Annotated in this window: 18 protein-coding genes, 1 pseudogene and 1 riboswitch; of the genes and pseudogenes, 10 read left to right on the forward strand and 9 right to left on the reverse strand. The window is 75.6% G+C overall.

Annotation, left to right across the window (positions count from 1 at the left end; translation table 11 throughout):
* Nucleotides 1–59: 59 nt before the first annotated feature.
* Nucleotides 60–2,996, forward strand: coding sequence for an alpha/beta fold hydrolase (locus LY71_RS19285; protein ID WP_245888102.1), 2,937 nt, complete (start codon nucleotides 60–62; stop codon nucleotides 2,994–2,996).
* Nucleotides 2,996–3,868 (forward strand): ABC transporter permease, encoded by an 873-nt coding sequence (locus LY71_RS19290; protein ID WP_106280723.1) that lies wholly within the window; start codon nucleotides 2,996–2,998, stop codon nucleotides 3,866–3,868. The genes LY71_RS19285 and LY71_RS19290 overlap by 1 nt, the downstream gene beginning before the upstream one ends.
* Nucleotides 3,869–3,877: 9 nt before the next feature.
* Here the strand turns inward: LY71_RS19290 and LY71_RS24255 are convergent, their stop codons facing one another.
* From LY71_RS24255 to LY71_RS19300, 3 genes and pseudogenes are all read right to left on the reverse strand, one after another.
* Nucleotides 3,878–4,345, reverse strand: coding sequence for a Rossmann-fold NAD(P)-binding domain-containing protein (locus LY71_RS24255; protein WP_245888104.1), 468 nt, complete (start codon nucleotides 4,343–4,345; stop codon nucleotides 3,878–3,880).
* A 268-nt stretch (nucleotides 4,346–4,613) separates the two neighbouring features.
* Nucleotides 4,614–5,093, reverse strand: a pseudogene (locus LY71_RS24745) (FAD-dependent monooxygenase); the annotation flags it as partial.
* A gap of 68 nt (nucleotides 5,094–5,161) precedes the next feature.
* On the reverse strand, nucleotides 5,162–5,983 hold the full coding sequence (locus LY71_RS19300; protein WP_106280785.1) for an HAD family hydrolase: 822 nt from the start codon (nucleotides 5,981–5,983) through the stop codon (nucleotides 5,162–5,164).
* 62 nt (nucleotides 5,984–6,045) lie between these two features.
* Nucleotides 6,046–6,168, forward strand: a riboswitch (SAM riboswitch).
* Nucleotides 6,169–6,180: 12 nt separating this feature from the next.
* On the opposite strand from LY71_RS19300, the gene thrC reads away from it, so the two are divergent.
* From thrC to groL, 3 genes are all read left to right on the forward strand, one after another.
* Nucleotides 6,181–7,482, forward strand: a complete 1,302-nt coding sequence (gene thrC / locus LY71_RS19305) for a threonine synthase (RefSeq protein ID WP_211297426.1) — start codon at nucleotides 6,181–6,183, stop codon at nucleotides 7,480–7,482.
* A 214-nt stretch (nucleotides 7,483–7,696) separates the two neighbouring features.
* Nucleotides 7,697–7,897, forward strand: coding sequence for a cold-shock protein (locus tag LY71_RS19310; RefSeq protein ID WP_106280725.1), 201 nt, complete (start codon nucleotides 7,697–7,699; stop codon nucleotides 7,895–7,897).
* A gap of 294 nt (nucleotides 7,898–8,191) precedes the next feature.
* A complete protein-coding gene (gene groL / locus LY71_RS19315) occupies nucleotides 8,192–9,820 on the forward strand; it encodes a chaperonin GroEL (protein ID WP_106280727.1) in 1,629 nt (542 codons plus the stop codon).
* A 217-nt stretch (nucleotides 9,821–10,037) separates the two neighbouring features.
* On the opposite strand, the gene LY71_RS19320 is transcribed toward groL, so the two are convergent.
* A complete protein-coding gene (locus tag LY71_RS19320; protein ID WP_106280730.1) occupies nucleotides 10,038–11,801 on the reverse strand; it encodes a fibronectin type III domain-containing protein in 1,764 nt (587 codons plus the stop codon).
* A 311-nt stretch (nucleotides 11,802–12,112) separates the two neighbouring features.
* On the opposite strand from LY71_RS19320, the gene LY71_RS19325 reads away from it, so the two are divergent.
* The gene (locus LY71_RS19325; RefSeq protein WP_106280732.1) at nucleotides 12,113–12,898 is read left to right on the forward strand and encodes a DUF72 domain-containing protein; all 786 of its coding nucleotides are present in this window, start codon (nucleotides 12,113–12,115) and stop codon (nucleotides 12,896–12,898) included.
* Nucleotides 12,899–12,901: 3 nt separating this feature from the next.
* Here the strand turns inward: LY71_RS19325 and LY71_RS19330 are convergent, their stop codons facing one another.
* Nucleotides 12,902–13,900 carry a Gfo/Idh/MocA family protein gene (locus LY71_RS19330; RefSeq protein WP_106280734.1) on the reverse strand — a complete coding sequence of 333 codons (999 nt, stop codon included), beginning with the start codon at nucleotides 13,898–13,900 and terminating at the stop codon, nucleotides 12,902–12,904.
* Nucleotides 13,901–13,937: 37 nt separating this feature from the next.
* On the opposite strand from LY71_RS19330, the gene LY71_RS19335 reads away from it, so the two are divergent.
* Nucleotides 13,938–14,225: a DUF4031 domain-containing protein gene (locus LY71_RS19335; protein WP_106280737.1), complete on the forward strand. Its 288-nt coding sequence runs from the start codon at nucleotides 13,938–13,940 to the stop codon at nucleotides 14,223–14,225.
* Here LY71_RS19335 and LY71_RS19340 read toward each other — a convergent pair.
* From LY71_RS19340 to LY71_RS19350, 3 genes are all read right to left on the reverse strand, one after another.
* The gene (locus LY71_RS19340) at nucleotides 14,185–14,811 is read right to left on the reverse strand and encodes an HD domain-containing protein (protein WP_106280739.1); all 627 of its coding nucleotides are present in this window, start codon (nucleotides 14,809–14,811) and stop codon (nucleotides 14,185–14,187) included. The genes LY71_RS19335 and LY71_RS19340 overlap by 41 nt on opposite strands.
* Nucleotides 14,808–16,079, reverse strand: coding sequence for an ArgE/DapE family deacylase (locus LY71_RS19345; protein ID WP_106280741.1), 1,272 nt, complete (start codon nucleotides 16,077–16,079; stop codon nucleotides 14,808–14,810). The genes LY71_RS19340 and LY71_RS19345 overlap by 4 nt, the downstream gene beginning before the upstream one ends.
* Before the next feature lie 201 nt (nucleotides 16,080–16,280).
* Nucleotides 16,281–17,669 (reverse strand): glucose-6-phosphate dehydrogenase, encoded by a 1,389-nt coding sequence (locus LY71_RS19350; protein WP_211297427.1) that lies wholly within the window; start codon nucleotides 17,667–17,669, stop codon nucleotides 16,281–16,283.
* 91 nt (nucleotides 17,670–17,760) lie between these two features.
* Between LY71_RS19350 and LY71_RS19355 the strand changes: the two genes are divergently transcribed.
* The 3 genes from LY71_RS19355 (at nucleotide 17,761) to LY71_RS24555 (ending at nucleotide 22,270) form a co-directional block, all read left to right on the forward strand.
* Nucleotides 17,761–19,056 carry an MFS transporter gene (locus LY71_RS19355; protein WP_106280789.1) on the forward strand — a complete coding sequence of 432 codons (1,296 nt, stop codon included), beginning with the start codon at nucleotides 17,761–17,763 and terminating at the stop codon, nucleotides 19,054–19,056.
* Between the two features lie 128 nt (nucleotides 19,057–19,184).
* Nucleotides 19,185–19,307 carry a hypothetical protein gene (locus tag LY71_RS24550; protein ID WP_281261625.1) on the forward strand — a complete coding sequence of 41 codons (123 nt, stop codon included), beginning with the start codon at nucleotides 19,185–19,187 and terminating at the stop codon, nucleotides 19,305–19,307.
* A 35-nt stretch (nucleotides 19,308–19,342) separates the two neighbouring features.
* On the forward strand, nucleotides 19,343–22,270 hold the full coding sequence (locus tag LY71_RS24555) for an ATP-binding protein (protein WP_211297428.1): 2,928 nt from the start codon (nucleotides 19,343–19,345) through the stop codon (nucleotides 22,268–22,270).
* 7 nt (nucleotides 22,271–22,277) lie between these two features.
* Here the strand turns inward: LY71_RS24555 and LY71_RS19365 are convergent, their stop codons facing one another.
* Nucleotides 22,278–22,520, reverse strand: coding sequence for a DUF6458 family protein (locus LY71_RS19365; protein ID WP_106280791.1), 243 nt, complete (start codon nucleotides 22,518–22,520; stop codon nucleotides 22,278–22,280).
* Nucleotides 22,521–22,526 lie beyond the last annotated feature (6 nt).

Below are 22,526 nucleotides of genomic sequence, written 5' to 3' on the forward strand. Positions count from 1 at the left end.
GGCGGAACACCGCTGCGACGCCGTCCGTTGGCCGCAGCGTGCGCCCCCACCGCGGGCCCGTGCGTTCCCGCCCGCGCTCCGGCGCCCGCGCGACCCTCGGTGCCCTGACCGCCCTGCTGCTCGCCGGCACGGTGCTCGTCTCGCTGCCCTCGGTCGCCCTCGCCGCCGAGGACGTCGGCACGGAGGAGGCGCGGATCCCCTCGGGCTCCGGTGCCGACGCCGTCGAGCTCGACACCACGCTGTACCTGCCGGCCTCGGCGAGCGCGGACGCCCCGGCCCCGGCCGTCGTCCTCGCCCACGGCTTCGGTGGCAGCAAGCAGTCGGTGGCCGACGACGCCGCCGACCTCGCCGGCCGCGGCTACGTCGTGATGACCTACTCCGCGCGCGGCTTCGGCGCGAGCACCGGCCAGATCGGCCTGGACGACCCCCGCTACGAGGTCGCCGACCTCTCCACGCTGATCGACGTGCTCGCCGAGCGCGACGACGTGCTGCGCGACGGCGACGGCGACCCGCGGGTGGGCGTGGCCGGGGCCTCCTACGGCGGTGCGCTGTCGCTGCTCGGCGCCGCCTACGACGACCGCGTCGACGCCATCGCCCCGCAGATCACCTGGAACTCGCTCACCGCGGCGCTCTTCCCCTCGCAGACCGGCACCGTCGAGGCCGGCACGCCCGCGGCCACCCCGCAGGACGCCGACGCCGGCGTCTACAAGCGGCTGTGGGCCGGGCTGTTCTTCGGGGTGGGCTCGGTGCCCACCGGCCTGCTCGGCCAGGTCGGCGGCGGCTCGGAGGCGACCACGGAGGACGGCGGGGACGGCGGCCCGGGCGACGGCGGGAGCGGCGGCGGCACGGCGGCCGCTCCGGCGTCGGTGCCCGAGCTGCCGGTCGACCCCTCGACGCTCGACCCGGCCGCCGTGGCGCAGGCGCTCACCTGCGGCCGCTTCCGCGCCGACATCTGCGCCGCCTACCAGGACGCCGCGGCCACCGGCACGCTGACGCCGGAGATCGCCGCCGTCCTCGACCGCAGCAGCCCGGCCGGGGTGCTCGACCGGATCACCGCGCCGACGCTGCTGGTGCAGGGCACCGAGGACTCGCTGTTCGGCCTCGGCCAGGCCGACGCCAACGCCCGCGGCATCGCCGCCACCGGCACCGAGGTGAAGGTCGTCTGGTACGCCGGCGGCCACGACTCGCAGGCCACCGAGCGGGAGACCGCCGAGCTGCGCGACCTCGTGGCGGGCTGGTTCGACTGGCACCTGCGCGACGAGGGCGACCCCGCCCGCGGCGAGGACCCCGGCACCGGCTTCCGGTTCCCCGCGCCCACCGGCCTGGGCAGCGGGCTGGGCACCGTGCAGGGCGGCAGCCAGAGCGTGGTCGCCGGCACCTACCCGGGCCTGGACGACGGCGCGGCCGCCGAGCGGACCGAGCTCGCCGTCGACGGCCCGACCCAGCCGGTGGTCACCCCCGCCGGCGGCACCCCGGCCGCGATCACCACCGTCCCCGGCCTGGGCGCGCTCGCCTCGGCGCTGGCCGGGACCGCGGTGGAGATCCCCGGCCAGTTCGCCACGTTCGCCACCGAGCCGCTGGAGGAGGCCGTCGAGGTCGTCGGCGCGCCCACCGTCGACCTCGCCGTCGCCGCGCCCAGCGGCAGCGCCACCCTCTTCGCCAAGCTGTACGACGTCGGCCCCGACGGCGCCCAGACGCTGCCGGGCGGCCTGGTGGCCCCGCTCGCGCTCACCGGGCTGTCGGCCGACCCGACCGCGCCGACCGAGGTCACCGTCACGCTGCCGGGCATCGTGCACCGCTTCGAGGCCGGCCACACGATGCGCGTCGTCGTCTCCTCCACCGACCAGGCCTTCGCGCTGCCGGCCGAGTCCAGCGTCTACTCGGTGGCGCTGGCCGGCGCGGACGACGGCGGCACCGCGCTCGCCGTCCCGACCGTCGAGGGCCAGGCGCAGGCCGACGGCGGCACCTCCCGCTGGTGGTGGCTGCTGGCCGCCGTCGTCGCCCTGGGCCTGCTCGGCGCGCTGGCCGGGTGGCTGTGGGGCCGCCGCCGGCGCCGGGTGACCTCGGTGGTCGAGCCCGACGGCGAGGACGTGCCGCTGCGCTTCAAGGGCGTCACCAAGGCCTACAAGGACGGCTTCGTGGCCGTGCGCGACCTGTCCTTCGAGGTGCGCCGCGGCCAGGTGCTGGGCCTGCTGGGACCCAACGGCGCCGGCAAGACGACGTCGCTGCGCATGCTCATGGGCCTCATCCGCCCGACCGAGGGGCGGATCAGCGTCTTCGGCCACGCCGCGGGTCCCGGGGCGCCGGTGCTGTCGCGGCTGGGCTCCTTCGTCGAGGGCACCGGGCTCATGCCGCACCTGTCCGGTCGGGACAACCTCACGCTGTACTGGGCCGCCACCGGCCGCCCGGCCGGGGACGCGCACATGGAGGAGGCGATCGAGGTCGCCGGCCTGGGTGCGGCCATCGACCGCCCGGTGCGCCGCTACAGCCAGGGCATGCGCCAGCGGGTGGCCATCGCGCAGGCGATGCTGGGCCTGCCCGACCTGCTGGTCCTCGACGAGCCGACCAACGGGCTGGACCCGCCGCAGATCCACGCCATGCGCGAGGTGCTGCGCTCCTACGCCGCCACCGGCCGCACGGTCATCGTCTCCAGCCACCTGCTCAGCGAGATCGAGCAGACCTGCACCCACGTGGTGGTCATGGCCAAGGGGCAGAAGATCGCGCAGGGGACCGTCGAGGAGATCGTCGGCACCGGCGGCGCGGTGCTGGTCGGCCTGTCCGACCCCGCCGACGCCGACCGCGCGGCCGCTGTGCTCTCCGGGCTGCCCGGGGTCACCGTCGAGCGCACCGACGAGGGCCTGGTCGCCGACCTCGGCGACCGCACGACGCGCGCCGCGGCGCTGCAGGCGCTGGTGGCCGCCGACGTCGCCGTCGACCAGTTCACGCCGCGGCGCCGGCTCGAGGACGCCTTCCTGGCCCTGGTGGGGGAGAACTGATGACCGCGACGGAGCACGTGCAGCCCACCGGCGCGGTCGCCGGCTACCGGCCCGAGCGCACGCTGCGGCTGGGCGTCGAGCTGCGCCGGCAGTTCAAGCGGCGGCGCACCATCGGTGTGTTCGCGCTGATGGTCGCGCTGCCGCTGGTGCTCATCGCCGCGCTGCAGCTGGGCGCCAGCGAGGAGGCGCAGACCAACAGCCGGATCAACCTCGTCGACGTCGCCACAGCCAGCGGGCTGAACTTCACCCTGTTCGTGCTGTTCGCGACGACGAGCTTCTTCCTGGTCGTGGTCTACGCGCTGTTCTTCGGCGACACCGTGGCCAGCGAGGCCCAGTGGGGGTCGCTGCGCTACACGCTGGCCACGCCGGTGCCGCGCAGCCGGCTGCTGCGGCAGAAGTTCGCCGCCGCGCTGGTGCTCTCGGTGAGCGCGCTGCTCACCCTCGCCCTCGTGGCGGTCGTGGCGGGCGGCACCGCGTTCGGCTTCGCGGAGATCCGGACGCCGATCGGGGTGACCCTCCCGCAGGGCGAGGGCCTGCTGCGGCTGGCCGGGATGCTCGGCTACCTCGCCGTCCACCTGCTCGTCGTCGGCACGCTGGCGTTCTGGCTGTCCACGATCACCGACGCGCCGCTGGCCGCGGTCGGCGGGGCGGTGTTCACCATGTTCGTGTTCGCCATCCTCGACCAGGTCGAGCAGCTCGGGTCGATCCGCGACTGGTTCCCCACCGCGGAGGAGTTCGCCTGGACCGACCTGCTGCAGACCCCGGTCGACTCCTCCGACCTCTTCCGCGGGGTGGTCCAGTCCCTGGTCTACGCCGCCGTGTTCACCGCGCTGGGCTTCCGGCACTTCGCCCGCCGCGACGTCACCAGCTGACGGCGGCGGTCAGGGGACCGTCGGGAGCCGGTCGTCGTCGGGCAGGACGACCGCACCGAGCATCCGCGCGGGCCCGCCCCCGTACGCGGTGAGCCGCCGCCGGAGGGGTCCCGGCAGCGACGTCAGGGTCTGCAGGACCCGGGGCGTGAGCCACACCTGCGCCCGCGATCCCGGGACGAGGGTGCGCAGCACGGCGGGGCCGACCCGGCGGCTCTGCCGCACCGGCTCGGCCATGGCCCGCTCGTAGGCGGCGAAGCCGGCGGCGGGGTCGCGGCCGGCCTCGGCGACCGTGGCGGCCAGCAGGTGGGCACCGACCACGGCCAGGCTGGTGCCGCCTCCGACCGCCGGGCCGGGGCAGTACCCGGCGTCGCCGACGAGCGTCACCCGGCCGCGGGACCAGGTGCCCATGCGGATCTGGCTGATCGCGTCGAAGTAGAAGTCCTCGGCGTCGGGCAGCGCTCGGAGCAGCCGCGGCACCTCCCACCCGAGGTCGCCGAAGGCCTCCCGGAGCAGGTCCCGCTGCCGCGGGAGGTCGCGATGGTCGAAGGACAGCTCGCGGGGGGGTGCGGAGCAGGAAGACGGCCCGCGCCCGCGATCCGTCGCCGACGCCGTAGACCCCGATGCTGCGGCCGACGTCGGCGAGTGCGAGTGCCCGCCCGCCCAGCGGCTCGAACAGCAGGCTGAACACGCCGAGGTAGCCGCCGAGGAACAGCTGCGGGACGTTCCCGAACACGAGGCGGCGGACCCCCGAGTGCAGTCCGTCGGCCCCGACGACGAGGTCGAAGACCCGCTCGGTCCCGGAGGAGAAGGTGACCTCGACCCCGGTGCCGGTGTCGTCCAGGGCGGTGACCTCGTCGCCGAAGACGTACTCCACGTCGCGGGTCGCGCCGGCGAGCAGGGACACCAGGTCGCCCCGGAGGATCTCGACGTGCCGTCCGGACACCCCGGCAGCGAGGGTGGCGACGTCCACCTCGACGGGACGGCGGCTGGGACGGACGTAGGACAGCGCCACGGTCCGGGTCCGCGCCCCCCGCACGGCCTCGGCCAGGCCCATCCGCGCCACGACCTCCACCGCCGGGCCGAACAGGTCGACCGCGTGGCCACCGTCGTCCGCGCGCAGTGCCGGTCGCCGCTCCACCACCGTCGGGCGGAGCCCGCGCCGGCGCAGCCACCAGGCGAGCGTCGGCCCGGCGACCCCCGCTCCCGACACGAGCACCGTGGTCATGGGCGTCCCTCCGCCTCCCGGGGAGGTCCTACGCCGCACGGCGCCCGCGCTCAAGGGGACGCGACCCGCTACAGGCTCGCGCGCACCGCCTGGGCCCAGCCGACGCCCATCGCCTCGTCGGTCACCGACACGTTCGGGACGGCGCCGAGCAGCCCGGCCATGCCGTCGACCTCGGCGCCGTTGGCGGTGATCCACAGCCGCCCGACCGCCGGGGCCATCTCCAGGTCGCTGGCGCTGTCGCCGATCGCGACGGCGTCGGCGGGGTCGATGCCGCGCCGCTGCAGGTCCCAGGCGATCGCGACGCCCTTGGTGATGCCGCGCGGCATGAGGTGGTAGACCCGCGCCAGCTGCCCCTCCGGGGCCAGCCGCAGCCGGGCCGACGCCGGGATCGCGCCGTTGTCCTTGAGGGTGAGCCAACCCAGGCCCCGCTCGGCCAGCCAGGCGTCGACGGCGAGCGGGTCGACGTAGCCGCGCAGCAGCGCGTCGCCCTCGTGGGTGGTGTGCCAGGGCGCGTGCCACTCCAGCCGGCCGGGGTGCGCGGCGCACAGCGCCTCGACGACGCCGAGCTCGGCCAGCACGTCCACCGGCGTCCGCCCCGCGTACTCCGGGGGCAGCTCGCCGGTCAGCTGGTGGCGCGACCGGCCGCCCTTCCAGGTGACCAGTGAGCCGAGCTCGGCGATCGCGCCGTCGGCGGCGAAGATCCGCCCGGCCTCCGTCACCTGGTCGGCGGTGCGACCGCTGACGATCACCAGCACGACCCCCGCGGTGTGCAGCTCCAGCAGCGCCGCCGCCGGCTCGGCCGTCGGCTCGCCCTCCGCGGTGTGCCAGAACGACCCCCGCGGGCCGACCATCGTGCCGTCGAGGTCGGTGTAGACGATGCGCGCTGCCACACCGGTCAGCATGGCCGGACCCCGGGGCGCCCCGGACGGGCGGGGTAGAGTCCGGGTCGTTCCACTCATCCAGAGGGGCAGAGGGACACGGCCCGGTGAAGCCCCGGCAACCGCGCTGCGCGAGCGGCGAGAGGTGCCAATTCCGTCCCGCGCGGCTCGACGGCCCGACGCGGGGAAGATGAGGAGGTAGTCGTCGCATGACCCTGACCGCTCCCGGTTCTCTCCAGGCCGACTCCGCCGCCGGCGGCCCCGTCCCGCCCAGCCCCGCCCGCGGCCTGGTCTGTCGCAACTGCGGCGCCACCTTCGGCCTCGTCGCCGAGCACGCCTGCGCGGAGTGCTTCGGCCCGCTGGAGGTCGACTACGACCCCGAGCGCATGCGCGCGGTCACCCGCGAGCAGATCGAGGCCGGCCCGCAGAGCATCTGGCGTTACGCCGCCCTGCTGCCGGTGGGCCAGGACCCGGCCGACCGGGTGTCGCTCGACCCCGGCATGACGCCGCTGGTGCGCGCCGACCGGCTGGCCGCCGAGCTCGGCCTGACCGGCGGCCTGTGGGTGAAGGACGACTCGGCCAACCCCACCCACTCGTTCAAGGACCGCGTGGTCAGCCTCGCCGCGACCGCCGCGAAGGGCCTCGGCTACGCCAAGATCGCCGCCGCCTCCACCGGCAACCTGGCCAACTCGGTGGCCGCGCACGCCGCCCGCGTCGGCATCCCGTCCTACGTCTTCATCCCGGCCGACCTCGAGCCCGGCAAGGTCGTCCAGTCGGCGGTCTACGGGCAGACGCTGGTCGCCGTCGACGGGTCCTACGACGACGTCAACCGGCTGACCAGCGAGCTCGCCGAGACCGACGAGTTCGAGGACACCGCCTTCGTCAACCAGAACGTGCGGCCCTACTACGCCGAGGGCTCCAAGACGATGGGCTACGAGATCGCCGAGCAGCTCGGCTGGCGCATCCCGGCCCAGGTCGTCATCCCGATGGCCTCGGGCTCGCTGCTGACCAAGGTGGACAAGGCCTGGCGGGAGCTGGCCGCCGCCGGCATCGTCGAGGACACCGGGTGGCGGGTCTTCGGCGCCCAGTCGGCCGGTTGCGACCCGATCGCCACCGCCTTCGACAACGGCTGGGACGTCGTCAAGCCGGTCAAGCCCACCGGCATCGCCAAGTCGCTCAACATCGGCAACCCCGCCGACGGCCCCTACGCGCTGGACGCCATCCGCCGCACCGGCGGCGCGGTCGGCCGGGTGGGCGACGAGCAGATCGTCCAGGGCATCCGCGACCTCGCCCGCACCACCGGCGTCTTCGCCGAGACCGCCGGCGGGGTGACCGTGGCCGTGCTGCGGCAGCTGGTCGAGGACGGCCGGCTGGACCCGTCGGAGGAGACCGTCGTCCTCAACACCGGCGAGGGCCTCAAGACCCTCGACCCGCTCCTGCCGGTGGTCGGGTTCACCCACCGGGTCGAGCCGTCGCTGCGGTCGGTGCGGTCGGCCGGGCTCATCGGCTGAGGGGCGTACGCTCGGCCACAGCGCCGGTCCGGGCGGGTGACCACACCCCCCGATCGGGCCATGTGTCCTGCGTGCGGTGACTCCCCAGGCAGCGCTCCCTGCTGTACGTTTCCGCGCGGTTGTCAGTTCCACGTTCGTGATCGACGGGCGGAAGAGCTGTACCCGGTCCCCGGACATCGGGGTCCGTCCGCACGCACGAAACGTGGGAGCACACGTGGCACAGGGCACCGTGAAGTGGTTCAACGCCGAGAAGGGCTTCGGCTTCATCGCCGTGGACGGCGGCCAGGACGTCTTCGTCCACTACTCGGCCATCCAGATGGACGGGTACAAGAGCCTCGACGAGGGCCAGCGGGTCAGCTTCGAGGTCGTCCAGGGCGAGAAGGGCCCCCAGGCCGACGCGGTGCGCCCCGCCTGAGCCCCCGCCGAGACGCACAGCGGCCCGGTCCCCGTCGCGGGGGCCGGGCCGCTGTCGTGTCCGGGGACGGCGACCGCCCGCTGCCCGGGAACGGCTGACGGGCACCCCCCGTTCTTGCACTCGGCAGGTGCGAGTGCCAGACTTCGATTGGCACTCGACAGTGCCGAGTGCCAATCAGGTCGGAACGGTGAGGCACTGGAGCGCGGGCCACAAGGGCGCCCGCCGCGCCGGTGTCGTCCGTCGCGGGCGCCGGTCCCGGCCGTGCAGCGATCCATGCATGGAGGACATCACCACATGGCCAAGATGATCGCCTTCGAGGAAGAGGCGCGCCGCGGCCTCGAGCGGGGCATGAACACCCTCGCCGACGCCGTCAAGGTGACGCTCGGCCCCAAGGGCCGCAACGTCGTCCTCGAGAAGAAGTGGGGCGCTCCCACCATCACCAACGACGGTGTGAGCATCGCCAAGGAGATCGAGCTCGAGGACCCCTGGGAGAAGATCGGCGCCGAGCTGGTCAAGGAGGTCGCGAAGAAGACCGACGACGTCGCGGGTGACGGCACCACCACCGCCACCGTGCTGGCCCAGGCACTCGTCCGCGAGGGTCTGCGCAACGTCGCCGCCGGCGCCAACCCGATGGCCCTGAAGAAGGGCATCGAGAAGGCCGTCGCCTCGGTCACCGAGTACCTCCTCTCGACCGCCAAGGACGTCGAGACCAAGGAGCAGATCGCCGCCACCGCGTCGATCTCCGCCGCCGACCCCGCCATCGGTGAGCTCATCGCCGAGGCGATGGACAAGGTCGGCAAGGAAGGCGTCATCACCGTCGAGGAGAGCAACACCTTCGGCCTCGAGCTCGAGCTCACCGAGGGCATGCGCTTCGACAAGGGCTACATCTCGCCCTACTTCGTCACCGACGCCGAGCGCATGGAGGCCGTCCTCGACGACCCGTACGTGCTCGTCGTCAACTCGAAGATCAGCTCGGTCAAGGACCTGCTCCCGCTGCTGGAGAAGGTCATGCAGTCGGGCAAGCCGCTGGCCATCATCGCCGAGGACGTCGAGGGCGAGGCCCTCGCGACCCTGGTCGTGAACAAGATCCGCGGCACCTTCAAGTCGCTGGCCGTCAAGGCCCCCGGCTTCGGCGACCGCCGCAAGGCCATGCTGACCGACATCGCCATCCTCACCGGTGGCCAGGTCATCAGCGAGGAGGTCGGCCTCAAGCTCGACACCGCCGACGTCTCCCTGCTGGGCCGCGCCCGCAAGGTCGTCGTCACCAAGGACGAGACGACGATCGTCGAGGGCGCCGGCGACAGCGACCAGATCGCCGGCCGGGTGAACCAGATCCGCGCCGAGATCGAGAAGTCGGACTCCGACTACGACCGCGAGAAGCTGCAGGAGCGCCTGGCCAAGCTGGCCGGTGGCGTCGCCGTCATCAAGGCCGGTGCCGCGACCGAGGTCGAGCTCAAGGAGCGCAAGCACCGCATCGAGGACGCGGTGCGCAACGCCAAGGCCGCCGTCGAGGAGGGCATCGTCGCCGGTGGTGGCGTCGCCCTGGCGCAGGCCACCGCCGTCGCGTTCGAGAAGCTCGACGTCGAGGGTGACGAGGCCACCGGTGCCAACATCGTGCGCGTCGCGCTCGAGGCGCCGCTGAAGCAGATCGCCGTCAACGCCGGCCTCGAGGGCGGCGTCGTGGCGGAGAAGGTGCGCAACTCCGAGGTGGGCCACGGCCTCAACGCCGCCACCGGCGAGTACGTGGACCTGGTCGGCGCGGGCATCATCGACCCGGCCAAGGTCACCCGCTCGGCGCTGCAGAACGCCGCCTCCATCGCGGCGCTCTTCCTCACCACCGAGGCCGTCATCGCCGACAAGCCGGAGAAGGCCGCCCCGGCCATGCCCGGTGGCGACGGCGGCATGGGCGGCATGGACTTCTGAGTCCCGCCGTCCCGTAGCACCAGCAACGCCCGGCAGGGGCGGTCCCGCACTCGCGGGGCCGCCCCTGTCGGCGTTCGCGGGGTGGTCCTCCCGCGGTGGGCCCGGGTCCAGCGGGGCCTCCCGCAGACCGAGGGCCCGTCACCGGTGTGGTGACGGGCCCTCGGGACCCGCGGTGGGTGTCAGGGCCGGGGGCCGGCCCCGTGGTGTGCCGGCCGGATCAGCGCGTCCGGGTCATCGCGGCGACGGTGCCGGCGCCGGAGTCCGAGGTGACGTTGAACCGGTTGTTCGCCGGCAGGGTCGGGCCGTTGCGGAGGTCGACCGACCAGGTCCCGTCGGCCGCGACCGGGACGTCGAGCTGGATGACCTGACCACTGCCCGCGACGTCGCCGATCCGCAGGTGCACCCGGTTGGCGGTGGTGTCCTGGGCGGTGCCCGAGATCCGGTACTCGCGCTTGTCCGTGCGGTACTGGGCCCGGCTGACGGCCACCACGTCGTTGGGCGTGACGACGCCGGTGACGCCGGCCGCCGTGGTGCCGGCCGTGCGCTGCTCACCGGCGAGGGCGAACACCGAGACGGTGTGGTCGACGCCGTTGGTCAGGCCGGTCACCGTGCCCGAGGTGGCCGTGGCCGCGACCTGCGCCGTGACCGGGGTGCCCGGGGTGCCGTCCGCGGCGGCGGGCGTCGCCACGATCTCGTAGCCGGTGATCGGGCTGTTGGCGTTGCCTGGCTGGGCCGCCGTCCACTCGGCGGTGACCGACTCGTGGCCGGACAGGACCCGGGTCAGCGAGGGCGCCGTCGGGGCGACGACGACCGGCTCGGCCGGGGTCTCGCCGCCACCCGTCCCGCCACCCGTCCCGCCGCCACCGGTGGTGTCGGGGTTGGTCGGGTCGGTGGCCGGGGTGAGGGAGCCGTCGGCGTGGAGCGTGCCGAGCTCCACCAACGGGCTCCACAGGCCGTTGGTCGCCTCGAGGACGAGCGGGTAGGACTGGTCGGCGACGAGGCCGTGGATGACCGCCGAGTTCTCGCCCGGGTTGGCACCCTGGCGGACGGCGATCTCCTGACCCGTGACGGTGTCGACGGCCGCCACCCGGTAGGTGGTGATCGGCCGGGCGCCCGCGGGCTGCGTCGGCGTCGTCCAGGTGAGGGTGACGTCGGTGCCGCTCCGGGCGGCGTCGACGCTCGTCGGCGGCACCGGCGCCTGGCTGGCCGGGCCGGCCGGGCACCCGCCGAAGCCGGGGCCGTCGGTCTCGCCGAACTCGTACAGCGAGTTGCCCAGTGCCAGTTCCCCGGACTCCTGCATCCACGAGGTCACCACGTGCTCGCCGTCGAGGACGCGCTCGGCGTCGGCGGCGGAGTACATGCTGAAGGTGACGGAGAAGGCGCCGTTCCCGGCCGACCCGGTGACCTCGTACCCGGGCCCGCCGTTGGGCTCGGCCGGGTCCGTGACCGGCGTCCAGCCGATGGCCCGCTCACCGATGAGGGTGGGGGGCGTGCTCGGGTCAGGGCGGCGCATCTCCGGGTTGACCACCTCGACGACGAAGCGGGAGAGGTCGAAGCGGGTGCCGAAGTCGTCGCCGTAGGTGCCGGCGATGGTCACCGTGCCCTCGACGTCGCCCTCGGCCGGGGTGGCGGCGAAGGTGTCGTGGGTGACGCTGGTGATGGCGGCCGAGCTCACGTAGGCGCCGTCGGTGAAGGCGGTGCGGCTGAACCGCACCTCGACGAGGTCGCCGCCCTGGATGTCGGGGGTCACGCCGGTCCAGCAGGAGCCGCCGGGGTGGTTGAACTCCAGGAATCCGGTGGCGTCGATGACGCCCTCCCCGATGCCGACCTGCTGCCCGTTGCGGGAGACGGTCACGGTCGCCGTCTCACCGGCCTGGGCGTCGTACCCCTCGAGGGCGACCATGTCGCGCTTGGGGAAGACCTCGATGTTGCCCGGGCCCAGCGGCGGGTTGCCGGCCTGGGCGATCCCGCCGAGGGTCACGGCGGCGCCCGTGACCGTGACGGCGGCGAGGCCGCCGGCGAGCAGCCGCCTCGGGGATCGGATCGTTCGCGATGCGGGGGGAACCGCCCTGTGCGCACCCCCGCGACCGCCGTGCTGGGTCGGTCGTGTCCTGGTCATCGCCTACTCCGCAGTCGCGCCGTGCCCGCACGTCGCGGGCCGGTCCGGTGATGAGGGCACGCTCGTCCGCCCGCGACGCCCTGGGCAGCCGCGACGGGGGGGAGCCGGTCCCCCCAATCCGGGGGCGTGCCGGCGGCGGAGTCGCGCGACCGGGCGGCGGGTAGGGCGACGGGATGGCGGTGGTGATCGGGACGTCGGGGTGGCAGTACCGCGACTGGCGCGGCCGCTTCTACCCGCAGCGGCTGCCGCAGCGGCTGTGGCTGGAGCACCACGCGCAGCACTTCGCCACGGTCGAGAGCAACGCCGCCTTCTACCGGTTGCCCGCCCGCGAGACCTTCGCCGCCTGGCGCGAGCGCACGCCGCCGGACTACCGGTGGGCGGTCAAGGCCAGCCGCTTCCTCACCCACGTCAGACGGCTGCGGGAACCGGAGGAACCGGTGGCCCGCCTGGTGCAGCACGCCGAGGGCCTGGGTGAGCGGCTCGACGTCGTCCTGCTGCAGCTGCCGCCGACGCTCAAGGCCGATCCCGGGCTGCTGCGCGACTGCCTGGCCTGCTTCCCGCCCGGCGTCCGGGTGGCCGTCGAGCCGCGGCACGACACCTGGTGGACCGACGAGGTCCGCGACCTGCTCGAGCGCTACGGCGCCGCGCTGTGCTGGGCCGACCGCGCCGAGCGGCCGGTGACCCCGCTGTGGCGGACCACCGGCTGGGGCTACCTGCGGCTGCACACCGGCGCGGAGGGCTGGGGCTACCCGGGCGCGGTCCTGGAGGAGTGGACGCAGCGCCTGGCGGCCGGCTACGCCGACGACGAGGACGTGTTCGTCTACCTCAACAACGACCCCGGCGGTGCGGCCGTCGTCGACGCGGTGGCGCTGGCCGGCGCCGTCCGCCGGGCCGGCCGCACGCCCACCCGGGTGCCCACGGCGGAGCAGGCGACCGGCGCCGCGTGGGCGGCGGCCTGAGGATCAGCCGAGCGCGCCGGGGTCCTCGCGGTGGGCGACGCCCAGCTGCTCGGCGGCCTGCCCGAGCACCGACTGGACGGCGAGGGTGTCGGCCAGCGGCACCACCGCGCTCTCGGTGCGGCCGGCCTGCAGGCAGGCGGTGACCTCGGCCAGCTCGTGGGAGTAGCCGACCCCCGACGCCGGGCGGGTGATCGTCTCCGGCTCCGCACCGGTGCGGTGCAGCACGATCGTGTCGGGGTGGTGGAAGCGGGGGAGCACGTCGATCCACCCCTGCGTGCCGAACACCCGCGCCTGCCCCGGCGTCGGGTAGCGCAGCGAGGTGGTCAGCGTCGCGCTGCGGCCGTCGTCCCAGCCCAGCAGCAGGCCGGCCTCGGCGTCGACCCCGGTGGGGTAGGTGGAGCCCACGGCGGTGACGGTGTCGGGCGCGCCGAGCAGCATCTGCGCGAAGGACACGACGTAGACGCCGAGGTCGAGCAGCGCGCCGCCGCCGAGCTCGAGGGCGAACAACCGGTCGGCGGGGTCGTAGGCGCGGTCGACGCCGAGGTCGGCCTGCACCGAGCGCACCTCGCCGATCGCGCCGTCGGCGACCAGCTCGCGCAGCGCCACGACCGCCGGCTGGAAGCGGGTCCACATCGCCTCCATGACGAAGACGCCGGCGTCGCGGGCGGCGGCCACGACCTGCTCGGCACCCGGCGTGGTCGCGGTGAACGCCTTCTCCACCAGCAGCGGCTTGCCGGCCTCGATGGCGGCCAGCGCGACGGCGTGGTGCTGGGCGTGCGGGGTGGCGAGGTAGAGCACGTCGACGTCGGGGTCGGCGAGGATCTCGGCGTAGGAGCCGTAGGAGCGCTCCAGCCCGTGCTGCCCGGCGAAGGCCGCCGCGCGCTCGGCCGACCGCGAGGCCACCGCCACCGGCCGGGCGTCCGGGACGTGCGCGAAGTCCCCCAGCACGTTCTGCGCGATGCGCCCCGGTCCGACGACGCCCCAGCGGATCTCCCTGCTCACCCCGACGACGCTAGCCGGGGCGCGGCAGACTGACCCGGTGGCCGTCCTGATCGACACCCCGGTGTGGCCCTGGCGGGGGCGGCGGTGGTCGCACCTGGTCAGCGACGTCTCCTACGACGAGCTGCACGCCTTCGTCGCCGCGGAGCTCGGCATCCCGCGCCGCGCGTTCCAGGGCGACCACTACGACGTCCCCGAGGACCTCTACGACGTCGCCGTCGCCGCCGGGGCGCAGCCGGTGGGTGCCCGCGAGCTGCTCACCCGGCTGGTGGGGGCGGGGCTGCGGGTCAGGAAGCGCGCGAGCGCAGCAGACCGAGCTCCGCGGTGAGGTTGGCCCGCGCCCGCGGCTCCCAGTCGGCGGCCACGGCCGGCAGCCGGTAGAGCGCCGGCAGGGCCAGCAGCGACTCCAGGACGGCGATCCGCCCGGCGGTGAACACCTCGTCGGACAGGTGCGCGTACTCCTCGCGCACCGCCGACGCGTACGCGGCGTAGGCGTCGGGCGGGCCGGCCAGCACCGCGAGGTCGGCGTCGCAGAGCACCGCGCCGTTCGCGTCGCCGGCGGCCGCGTCGTGCCCGGCGGTGAGCAGCACCAGCCGGACCACCTCGTCCACCCGGTCCGCGGGCACCAGCCCGCGCAGGCTGGCGCGCGCCCGCTCGGCGCTCACCTGCTCGTTGTCGGCGCGGTGCGGGTCGTAGACGGCGTCGTGGTACCAGGCGGCCAGCGCGACCGCGGCGGGGTCGGCGGCGTCGGCCCCCAGCACGCCGACCAGCCCGAGCACCGCCGCCAGGTGGTGCAGGTCGTGGTAGCGGCGGTGCGGCTCGCTCCACGCGGCGACGAGCGCCGCCCACTCGGTGCGCGCGGTGGGGGAGTCGCCGGTGAGCGCGGCGAAGTCCTCGTAGCCGATGCCGCTCACGCGACCCCGCAGCGGCGGAGGGTGAGCAGCGCCAGCGCGCGGGCCACCGCGGTCACCTCGGCGACCGGCACCCGCTCGGCCGGCCCGTGCGCCAGGTGCAGGTCGCCGGGGCCCAGGTGCAGCGTCGGGATGCCGGCGGCGGCGTAGAGCCGCAGGTCCGTGCCGGCGGTCACCGCGCGCTCGGGCGGTGGCGGGCCCCCGGCGTCGACGACGGCGCCGCGGACCTGGTCGAGCAGCTCCGCGCCGGGCGGGAGCTCGCCGCTGGCGAAGGCGCCGCCGGTCCAGGTCACCCGCACCGGGTGCGCGGACAGCCACGGGTGCCCGGCGCACAGGGCGGCGACCCGGGCCTCGAAGGCGGCGCGGGCGGCCTCGACCGGCTCGCCCAGCCGCACGCCGTAGCGGCCCTCGGCGACCAGCCGGTCGGGCACGGTGGAGGCCCAGTCACCGGCGTGCACGGTGCCGACGGACAGCCCGTACGGGTACCGCTCGCCGGCGAACCGGGGGTCGGCGTCGCGCTGCCGCTCGGCCTCGAAGGCGCGCAGGTCGGCGTGCACCTCGGCGAACAGCTCGACGGCGCTCACCCCGCGGTCGCGCATGGCGGCGTGCGCGGCGTGCCCGGTCACCTCCAGTCGGAAGGTGAGCGCGCCGGCCGCGGCCGTGACGACCGCGCCGTCGGTGGGCTCGGGGATCACGCACGCGTCGCCGCGGTGGCCCCGGGCCAGCGTCGCCCACGCGCCCAGGCCGCCGTCCTCCTCGCCGACGACGCTGTGCAGCGCCACCGGCCGGCGCAGCCGCACGCCCGCCGCGCGCACCGCCGCCAGGGCGGCCAGCGCCGCGACGAGGCCCCCCTTCATGTCGCAGGTGCCGCGGCCGTGCACCGCGCCGCCGTCGACGCGCGGGGTGAACGGGTCGCCGGCCCACAGCGCCCGGTCGCCGGTCGGCACGACGTCGGAGTGGCCGCACAGCACCAGCGCCGGGTCGCCGTCCCCGGTGCCGGGCAGCGTGCCGACGACGCCCCACGCCTCCTCGCGGGTGACCTCCTGGCCGGGCGCGTCGGGGGCGCCGGCGGCGGCCGCGAGGTCGACGGCCCACCGGTCGACGTCGCAGCCGAGCGCGTCGAGCTCGCCGGCCACCAGCGCCTGCACCTCGCTCTCGGCCGCGGTGCCGCCGACCGAGGGCACCGCCACCAGCCGGCAGAGCAGGCCGACCGCGGCGACCTCGTCGACGGCGTCGAGGACGGCGGCCTCGGTGCGGGTGAGGTCGGCCACGGCTGGGGAGTCTGGCACCTCCGGATCGGTGTGTGTCAGCGCCGGGGGGAGGGGTACCGTCGGTGGTGTCCGGGCCGGGCGATCTGTGTCCCCGGGTGCCAATTGGATACCGCCTTCACGGACCACCGCCCCGACTCCGGTCGGGGGCCTGGAGCCGCGTCGTGCAACTCGCCGCGAGGCGACCAGAGCCCGGTCCGGACCTCAGCTCCCCAGCGCCCACCCGCACGGGTCGGCCAGCGCCGCCGCCTCCGCGGGACCCCACGACCCGGGGGCGTACGGGCGCAGCTCCGGCGGGTCGTCGAGCACCGGGCCCACCGCCCGCCAGGCGTGCGCCAGCCCGGCGCTGGTGGTGAACAGCGACCGGTCGCCGACCAGCACGTCGTGGATGAGCGAGGCGTACGCCGGCAGCGGGTCCCCGCCGGGGACGGCGCCCAGGTCCAGCGTCGTCCCGGCGACGGCGAGCTCCAGGTCGGGACCGGGCCGCTTGGCGACCAGCCCGAGGTCGAGGGAGCCGGCGCCCGACAGCGACAGCGAGACGGTGTTGCCGCCGCCGGGCAGCGCGCCCACGGGGCCGTCGGGCCGCCGCAGCACCAGCGTCACCCGCTGCTGGCTCTCCGCCATCCGCTTGCCGGTGCGCAGCAGGAAGGGCACGTCGCGCCAGCGGTCGGTGTCCACGTGCAGCCGCGCGGCGACGAAGGTGTCGGTGCGGCTGTCGTCGGCGACGTCGGCGATGTCGCGGTAGCCCTCGAACTGGCCGAGGACGACGTCCTCGCGGGCCAGCGGGCGGAACGCCGCCAGGACCGCCTCGCGGGCCTCCTGCAGGTCGGCCGGCGTCAGCGAGGCCGGCGGCTCCATCGCCACCTCCGCCGCGACCTGGAACAGGTGGGTGACCAGCATGTCGAGCACCGCGCCGGTGGCGTCGTAGAACTCGGCCCGGTCGGCGACGTCGAGGGTCTCGGGGACGTCGATCTGCACCTGCGCCACGTGCTCGCGGCTCCAGACCGAGGAGAACAGGCCGTTGGCGAAGCGCAGGACGTGCAGGTCCTGGGTGCCCTCCTTGCCGAGGAAGTGGTCGATGCGGAAGACCTGGTCCTCGTCGAGCACCGAGTGCACCAGGTCGTCGAGCTCGCGGAAGCCGTCGGGGGAGGTGCCGTAGGGCTTCTCGTAGACGACGCGGGCCCCCTCGGTCAGGCCGTGGGTGTGCAGCGCCCGGGTGGTGTCCCCGAACGCCTCCGGCGGGACGGCGAGGTAGTGCACGAGCTGGGCGCTCCCGCCGAGCTCCTCGCGGGCCCGCGCGACGACGTCGACCAGCTGCCCGGGGTCCTCGGGCGTGTGCCCGCCGCCGGCGAAGCGCAGCCGCTCGAGCAGCCCGGCCGACGGCTCGCCGTCGCCGTGCTCGGCGAGCGCGCCGGTGACCAGCTGCCGGAAGTCGTCGTCGGAGCGCTCGCCGCGGCCGCTGCCGACCAGCCGCCAGTCGGGGGGTAGCAGGCCGCGGCGGTCGAGCCGGTCGAAGGCGGGCAGCACCATCCGGGCGGCGAGGTCGCCGGTGGCGCCGAAGAGGACGAAGACGGTGGGGGGCAGCTCGGGCACGGGGGGCTCCTCTCGTCGTCCCCAGCCTCGTCCCCCGCCCGATCTCCCGCTCGACGCGCCGGACGTGGCCGTGGTCACTAGCGTGCGGCGCATGGCACGCACAGCGGCGACCGACCGGGCAGGTGAGCAGCACCGGCTCCCGGTGCGGACCCTCGTGTCGGCGAGCATCGGCAACGCCGTCGAGTGGTTCGACTGGACGGTGTACGCGACCTTCCTCGTCTACTTCGCCGGCCAGTTCTTCCCGTCGGACAACGAGGCGCTCGCGCTGATCGGGACGACGTCGACCTACGCGCTGGCGTTCTTCTTCCGGCCGCTGGGCGGGATCGTCATCGGCCGCTTCGCCGACCTGCGCGGCCGCAAGGCCGGCATGCTGCTGACCATCCTGCTCATGGCCGGCGGCTCGCTGGTGATCGCCATCCTGCCCACCTACGGGCAGGTCGGGTGGTTCGCGCCGGTCCTGCTGCTGCTCGCCCGCATCGCCCAGGGGCTCAGCCTCGGCGGTGAGGTGTCGGGCGCCTCGGCCTACCTGGCCGAGATCGCCCCGCCGGAGCGGCGCGGCCGGTACTCGGCGTTCTTCTACATCTCCACCGGCTCGGCGCTGCTGCTGGCCTCGCTGATGGGCGTGCTGCTCACCGCGGTGCTCGACCAGCAGCAGCTGGAGGCCTACGGCTGGCGGATCGCCTTCGGCGTCGGCGGCCTGCTCGGCCTCGTCGGCCTGTGGCTGCGGCGGTCGCTGACCGAGAGCGAGAGCTTCGAGGAGAACGCCGAGAAGGCGCGGGCCACCACGCACCCGCTGCTGCGCACCATCAAGGAGCACCCGCGCTCGGTGCTGCAGCTGTGCGGGATCACCCTGCTCAACACGCTGTCCTACTACACGTTCTTCAGCGCCCTGACGCCGTTCGCGATCAACTTCCGCGACGCCGACGGCAACGACGTGTTCATCGCGCTGTCGGTCGGCACCGCGCTGTTCATCGCGCTGTGCTACCCCTACGGCGCGCTGTCGGACCGGGTCGGCCGCAAACCCGTGCTGCTGGCCTGGTCGGCGGCGACGGCGGTGCTCGTCGTCCCGCTGTCGTTCCTGGTCCGCGACGACCTGTTCTCGTTGGTCATCGTGTTCTGCGTGGGTCTCGGCCTGTACGCGGCGATGGCCTCGCTCGCGCCGGCGATCATGAGCGAGCTCTTCCCGACGGAGCTGCGGGCCACCGGCATCGGTGCCTGGTACAACCTCACCGTCGCCACGTTCGGTGGCACCGCGCCGCTGGTCATCACCGCGCTGTCCAACCGCGACATGCCGATGGTCTTCTTCTGGTACGTCGCCGGTGCCGCGGTGGTCGCCTTCCTCGTCATCCTCACCCTGCGCGAGACCAGGGGCACCGAGCTGCGCTGAGGCGGCGTCTGAGGTCCCCTCAGACGGCGGCGGCCGGGCAGGACCGCCCGGTCGCCCGATGCCCGCGCCCGGGCCTCAGGCCGACCGTGGTCGTCGTCCACCCCGGACGACGACGCGAGGAGACGGCTGTGTACACGCACTACCCCAACCCCGGACTCGAGGCGGAGCTGGCCTACCGGCGCGAGGTGCTGCAGCAGCTCGGGCGCGGCACCCGCACCCGGCGGACGTGGCGGTCGCGGCGTCCGCGGTAGCCGTCCCGTCGGCGGCGCGTGCCACGATCGGCGACGTGCCGCGGTGGGACGAGCGGCCCCTGGTGGGCCGGGACGGGGAGCTGGCCACCCTGGTGGCCGCCGTCGACCGCGCCGCGGCCGGCCGGGGCGCGGCCGTGCTCGTGGCCGGTGACGCCGGCGTCGGCAAGTCGCGGCTGCTCGACGAGCTCGCCGCCCGCGCCGCCGGCCGCGGGCTGCGGGTGCTCACCGGCCACTGCGTCGACCTCGGGGACGTCGGCCTGCCCTACCTGCCCTTCGTCGACCTGCTGCGCCCGGTGGCCGCCGAGCTCGGCGACGGCGCGGCGGGCCTGTCCACCGCACGCGCGCGGGCCGCGGCCGACGTCCCCGACCTCGGCAGCCCCGTGGCGGCGCTGCGCCCACCGGTCGACGACGGGCGGCTGCAGCTGTTCGAGGCCGTCGCCGCCACACTGACCGGCCTGGCCGCCGAGTGCCCGCTGCTGGTGGTGCTGGAGGACCTGCACTGGGCCGACCGCTCCAGCCGCGACCTGCTGCGCTACCTGCTCGCCCGGCTGGCCGACGAGCCGGTCGCGGTGGTGGCCTCCTACCGCTCCGACGACCTGCACCGGCGGCACCCGCTGCGCCCGCTGCTCGCCGAGCTGGTGCGGCTGCCTGGCGTGGAGCGGCTCGACCTGGGCCCGCTGCCCGACGCCGCGGTGGAGGAGCTGGTCCGCGGCCTGGCCGGCGGCGTGCCCGACCGCACGGTGGAGGACGTCGTCGCCCGCGCCGAGGGCAACGCCTTCTACGCCGAGGAGCTGCTCGCCGCGGGGCAGGCCGGGGAGACGCTGCCCCTCGCCCTCACCGACGTGCTGCTGGCCCGGGTCGAGCAGCTCGGGCCGGCCGCGCAGCAGGTGCTGCGGGTGGCGGCGGTGGCCGGGCGGCGGGTGCGCCACGAGCTGGTCGCGGCCGTCGGCGGGCTGTCGCCGGCCGACCTCGAGCGGGCGCTGGCCGAGGCGGTGCACTCCCACCTGCTCGTCGTCTCGCCCGACGGCGCCTACCGCTTCCGGCACGCGCTGCTGCGGGAGGCGGTGCTGGCCGACCTGCTGCCGGGGGAGCGGGTGCGGCTGCACGCCGCCGTCGCCGCGCACCTGGCCGCCGTCCCGGGCGCCGGCACCGCGGCCGAGCGGGCCCACCACCTGCAGGAGAGCAACGACCTCGCCGGCGCGCTGACCGCCTCGCTGGAGGCCGCCGACGAGGCCCGGCGGGTGGGTGCCCCCGCCGAGCAGCTGCAGCACCTGGAGCGCGCGCTGGCCCTGTGGCCGGCGGTGCCCGACGCCGCCGAGCGGGCCGGCCGGTCGCAGGCGGTGCTGTTGCTGGACACCGCGGCCGCCGCCCGCCGCGGCGGCGAGCTGCACCGGGCGGTGGCGCTGCTGCGGGCGGCGCAGGACGTGCTCGGACCCGACGGCGACCGGGAGCTGCGGGCCCGGGTGCACTACACGCTCGCCCAGGCGCTGGCCCGCATCGAGGACCAGGACTCCGCCCTGCGGGAGACCACCGCGGCGATGGCCCTGGTGCCGGCGCAGCCGCCCTCGCCGGTGCGCACCTGGGCGGCGGCCACGCACGCCCGGGCCTGCTTCGAGGTGGGCCGCCGGGAGGAGGCCGCGGCCGCCGCCGAGGAGGCGCTGGCCGCCGCCGACGCGCTCGGTCTGGACAGCGCGTGGGCCGACGTCGCGGTCTCCCTGGCCCGTTCCCACGGGGGCGAGGGCCTGACCGCGCGGCTGGAGGAGGCGCTGGCCCGCGCCCGCCGGTCGGGCGACCCCGACGTGGAGATGCGGGTGCTGTTCAACCTGGCGATCGTCGCGTACGAGGACGGCGCGGCGGAGGAGACGCTGCGCTGGAGCGACGCGGGGCTGGCGCGGGCGGGGGAGCTCGGCGTCGAGTGGTCGTTCTACGCCGCGGAGCTGCGGCACCTCGGCGTCCTGTCGCGGTACGTGCTCGGCGACTGGGACGGCAGCCTCGCCCTGGCCGACCAGCTGGCCCGGGTGCCCGAGATGGCCGCGCACGTGCGCGCCGCGGGCCTGCTGGTGCAGGTCGGCCGCGGCGACCCGGCCGCGCCGGCCCGCACCGCCTGGGCCCGCGGGCTGGTGCGGCGGCTGGGCGCGCACGCGCTGCTGCTGGTGGCCACGTCCGGGGCGGAGCTCGAGCTGGCCGCGTGGGCACCCGACCCGGCGGCCGCGGTCGCCACCGCCCGGGCCGCCGCCGCGCGGCTGGAGGAGCTGTGGGGCGCCGAGCGGATCGTCGTCGTCCGGCTGGTCGCGACGGCGCTGGCACCGGTGGCCGACGCCGCCGCCTCGGCGCGGCTGACCGGCGACGCGGCCGTCGAGGCGGAGTGGGTGGCGGCCGGGGAGGAGCTGGTCGGGCTGGCCCGGGCGGCGGTGGCCGACCACGAGCGCGCGGCGGGGGAGTACGGCGTCGAGGCGGCGGCCTGGGTGGCGCGACTGGACGCGGAGGCCGCGCGGCTGGCCGGCCGGGCCGCGCCGGAGCTGTGGTCGGCGGCGGTGGCGGCGTTCGGCTACGGGCACGTCTACGAGCAGGCGCGCAGCCGGTGGCGGCTGGCCGAGGCGCTGGTGGCGACCGGCGACCGCGAGGGGGCCGCCGGGCCGCTGCGGGCGGCGGCCGGGACGGCCCGCGCACTGGGCGCGGCGCCGCTGCTGGCGGCGGTCACCGCACTCGCCCGCAGGGCTCGGCTGGAGCTGCCCGGCGCCGGGCGGGGAGTCCCAGCGGAGGCGGTGTTCACCCCGCGCGAGACCGAGGTGCTCGCCCTGCTCGCCCGCGGCCGCACCAACCGGCAGATCGGCGGTGAGCTCTACATCAGCGAGAAGACCGCCAGCGTGCACGTGAGCAACATCCTGGCCAAGCTCGGCGCCGGCAGCCGCACCGAGGCCGTCGCGGTCGCCGCCGCCAGGGGCCTGCTGCCCACCGGCTGAGCCCGGGTCAGTAGGTCTCGTCGGTGGTCCGCCGCACCGGCGCGCCGGGGACGTGGGCGCCGTACGCCTCGGTCCGGGTGACCCGTCGGCGCGGGCCCCACACGGCCACCTCGAGCACGATGCCCAGGGCGCCGGCGGCCATGAGGATCCAGCCGACCACCTGGAGGTCGATGCCGCTGACGTCCACGCGCAGCGCGAAGGTCAGGACGGCGCCCAGCGCGAGCAGCACGATGGCGGTTCCGAGACGCATGCCGGT

The sequence above is a fragment of the Geodermatophilus tzadiensis genome, from assembly GCF_003002915.1.
Taxonomy (GTDB): Bacteria; Actinomycetota; Actinomycetes; order Mycobacteriales; family Geodermatophilaceae; genus Geodermatophilus; species Geodermatophilus tzadiensis.

What these genes read in the sequence shown, in the direction of transcription:
- LY71_RS19365 (WP_106280791.1), bottom strand. Translation starts at nt 22,520, where the DNA reads ATGCGTCTCGGAACCGCCATCGTGCTGCTCGCGCTGGGCGCCGTCCTG.
- LY71_RS19290 (WP_106280723.1), top strand. Translation starts at nt 2,996, where the DNA reads ATGACCGCGACGGAGCACGTGCAGCCCACCGGCGCGGTCGCCGGCTAC.
- thrC (WP_211297426.1), top strand. Translation starts at nt 6,181, where the DNA reads ATGACCCTGACCGCTCCCGGTTCTCTCCAGGCCGACTCCGCCGCCGGC.
- LY71_RS19325 (WP_106280732.1), top strand. Translation starts at nt 12,113, where the DNA reads ATGGCGGTGGTGATCGGGACGTCGGGGTGGCAGTACCGCGACTGGCGC.
- LY71_RS19355 (WP_106280789.1), top strand. Translation starts at nt 17,761, where the DNA reads ATGGCACGCACAGCGGCGACCGACCGGGCAGGTGAGCAGCACCGGCTC.
- groL (WP_106280727.1), top strand. Translation starts at nt 8,192, where the DNA reads ATGGCCAAGATGATCGCCTTCGAGGAAGAGGCGCGCCGCGGCCTCGAG.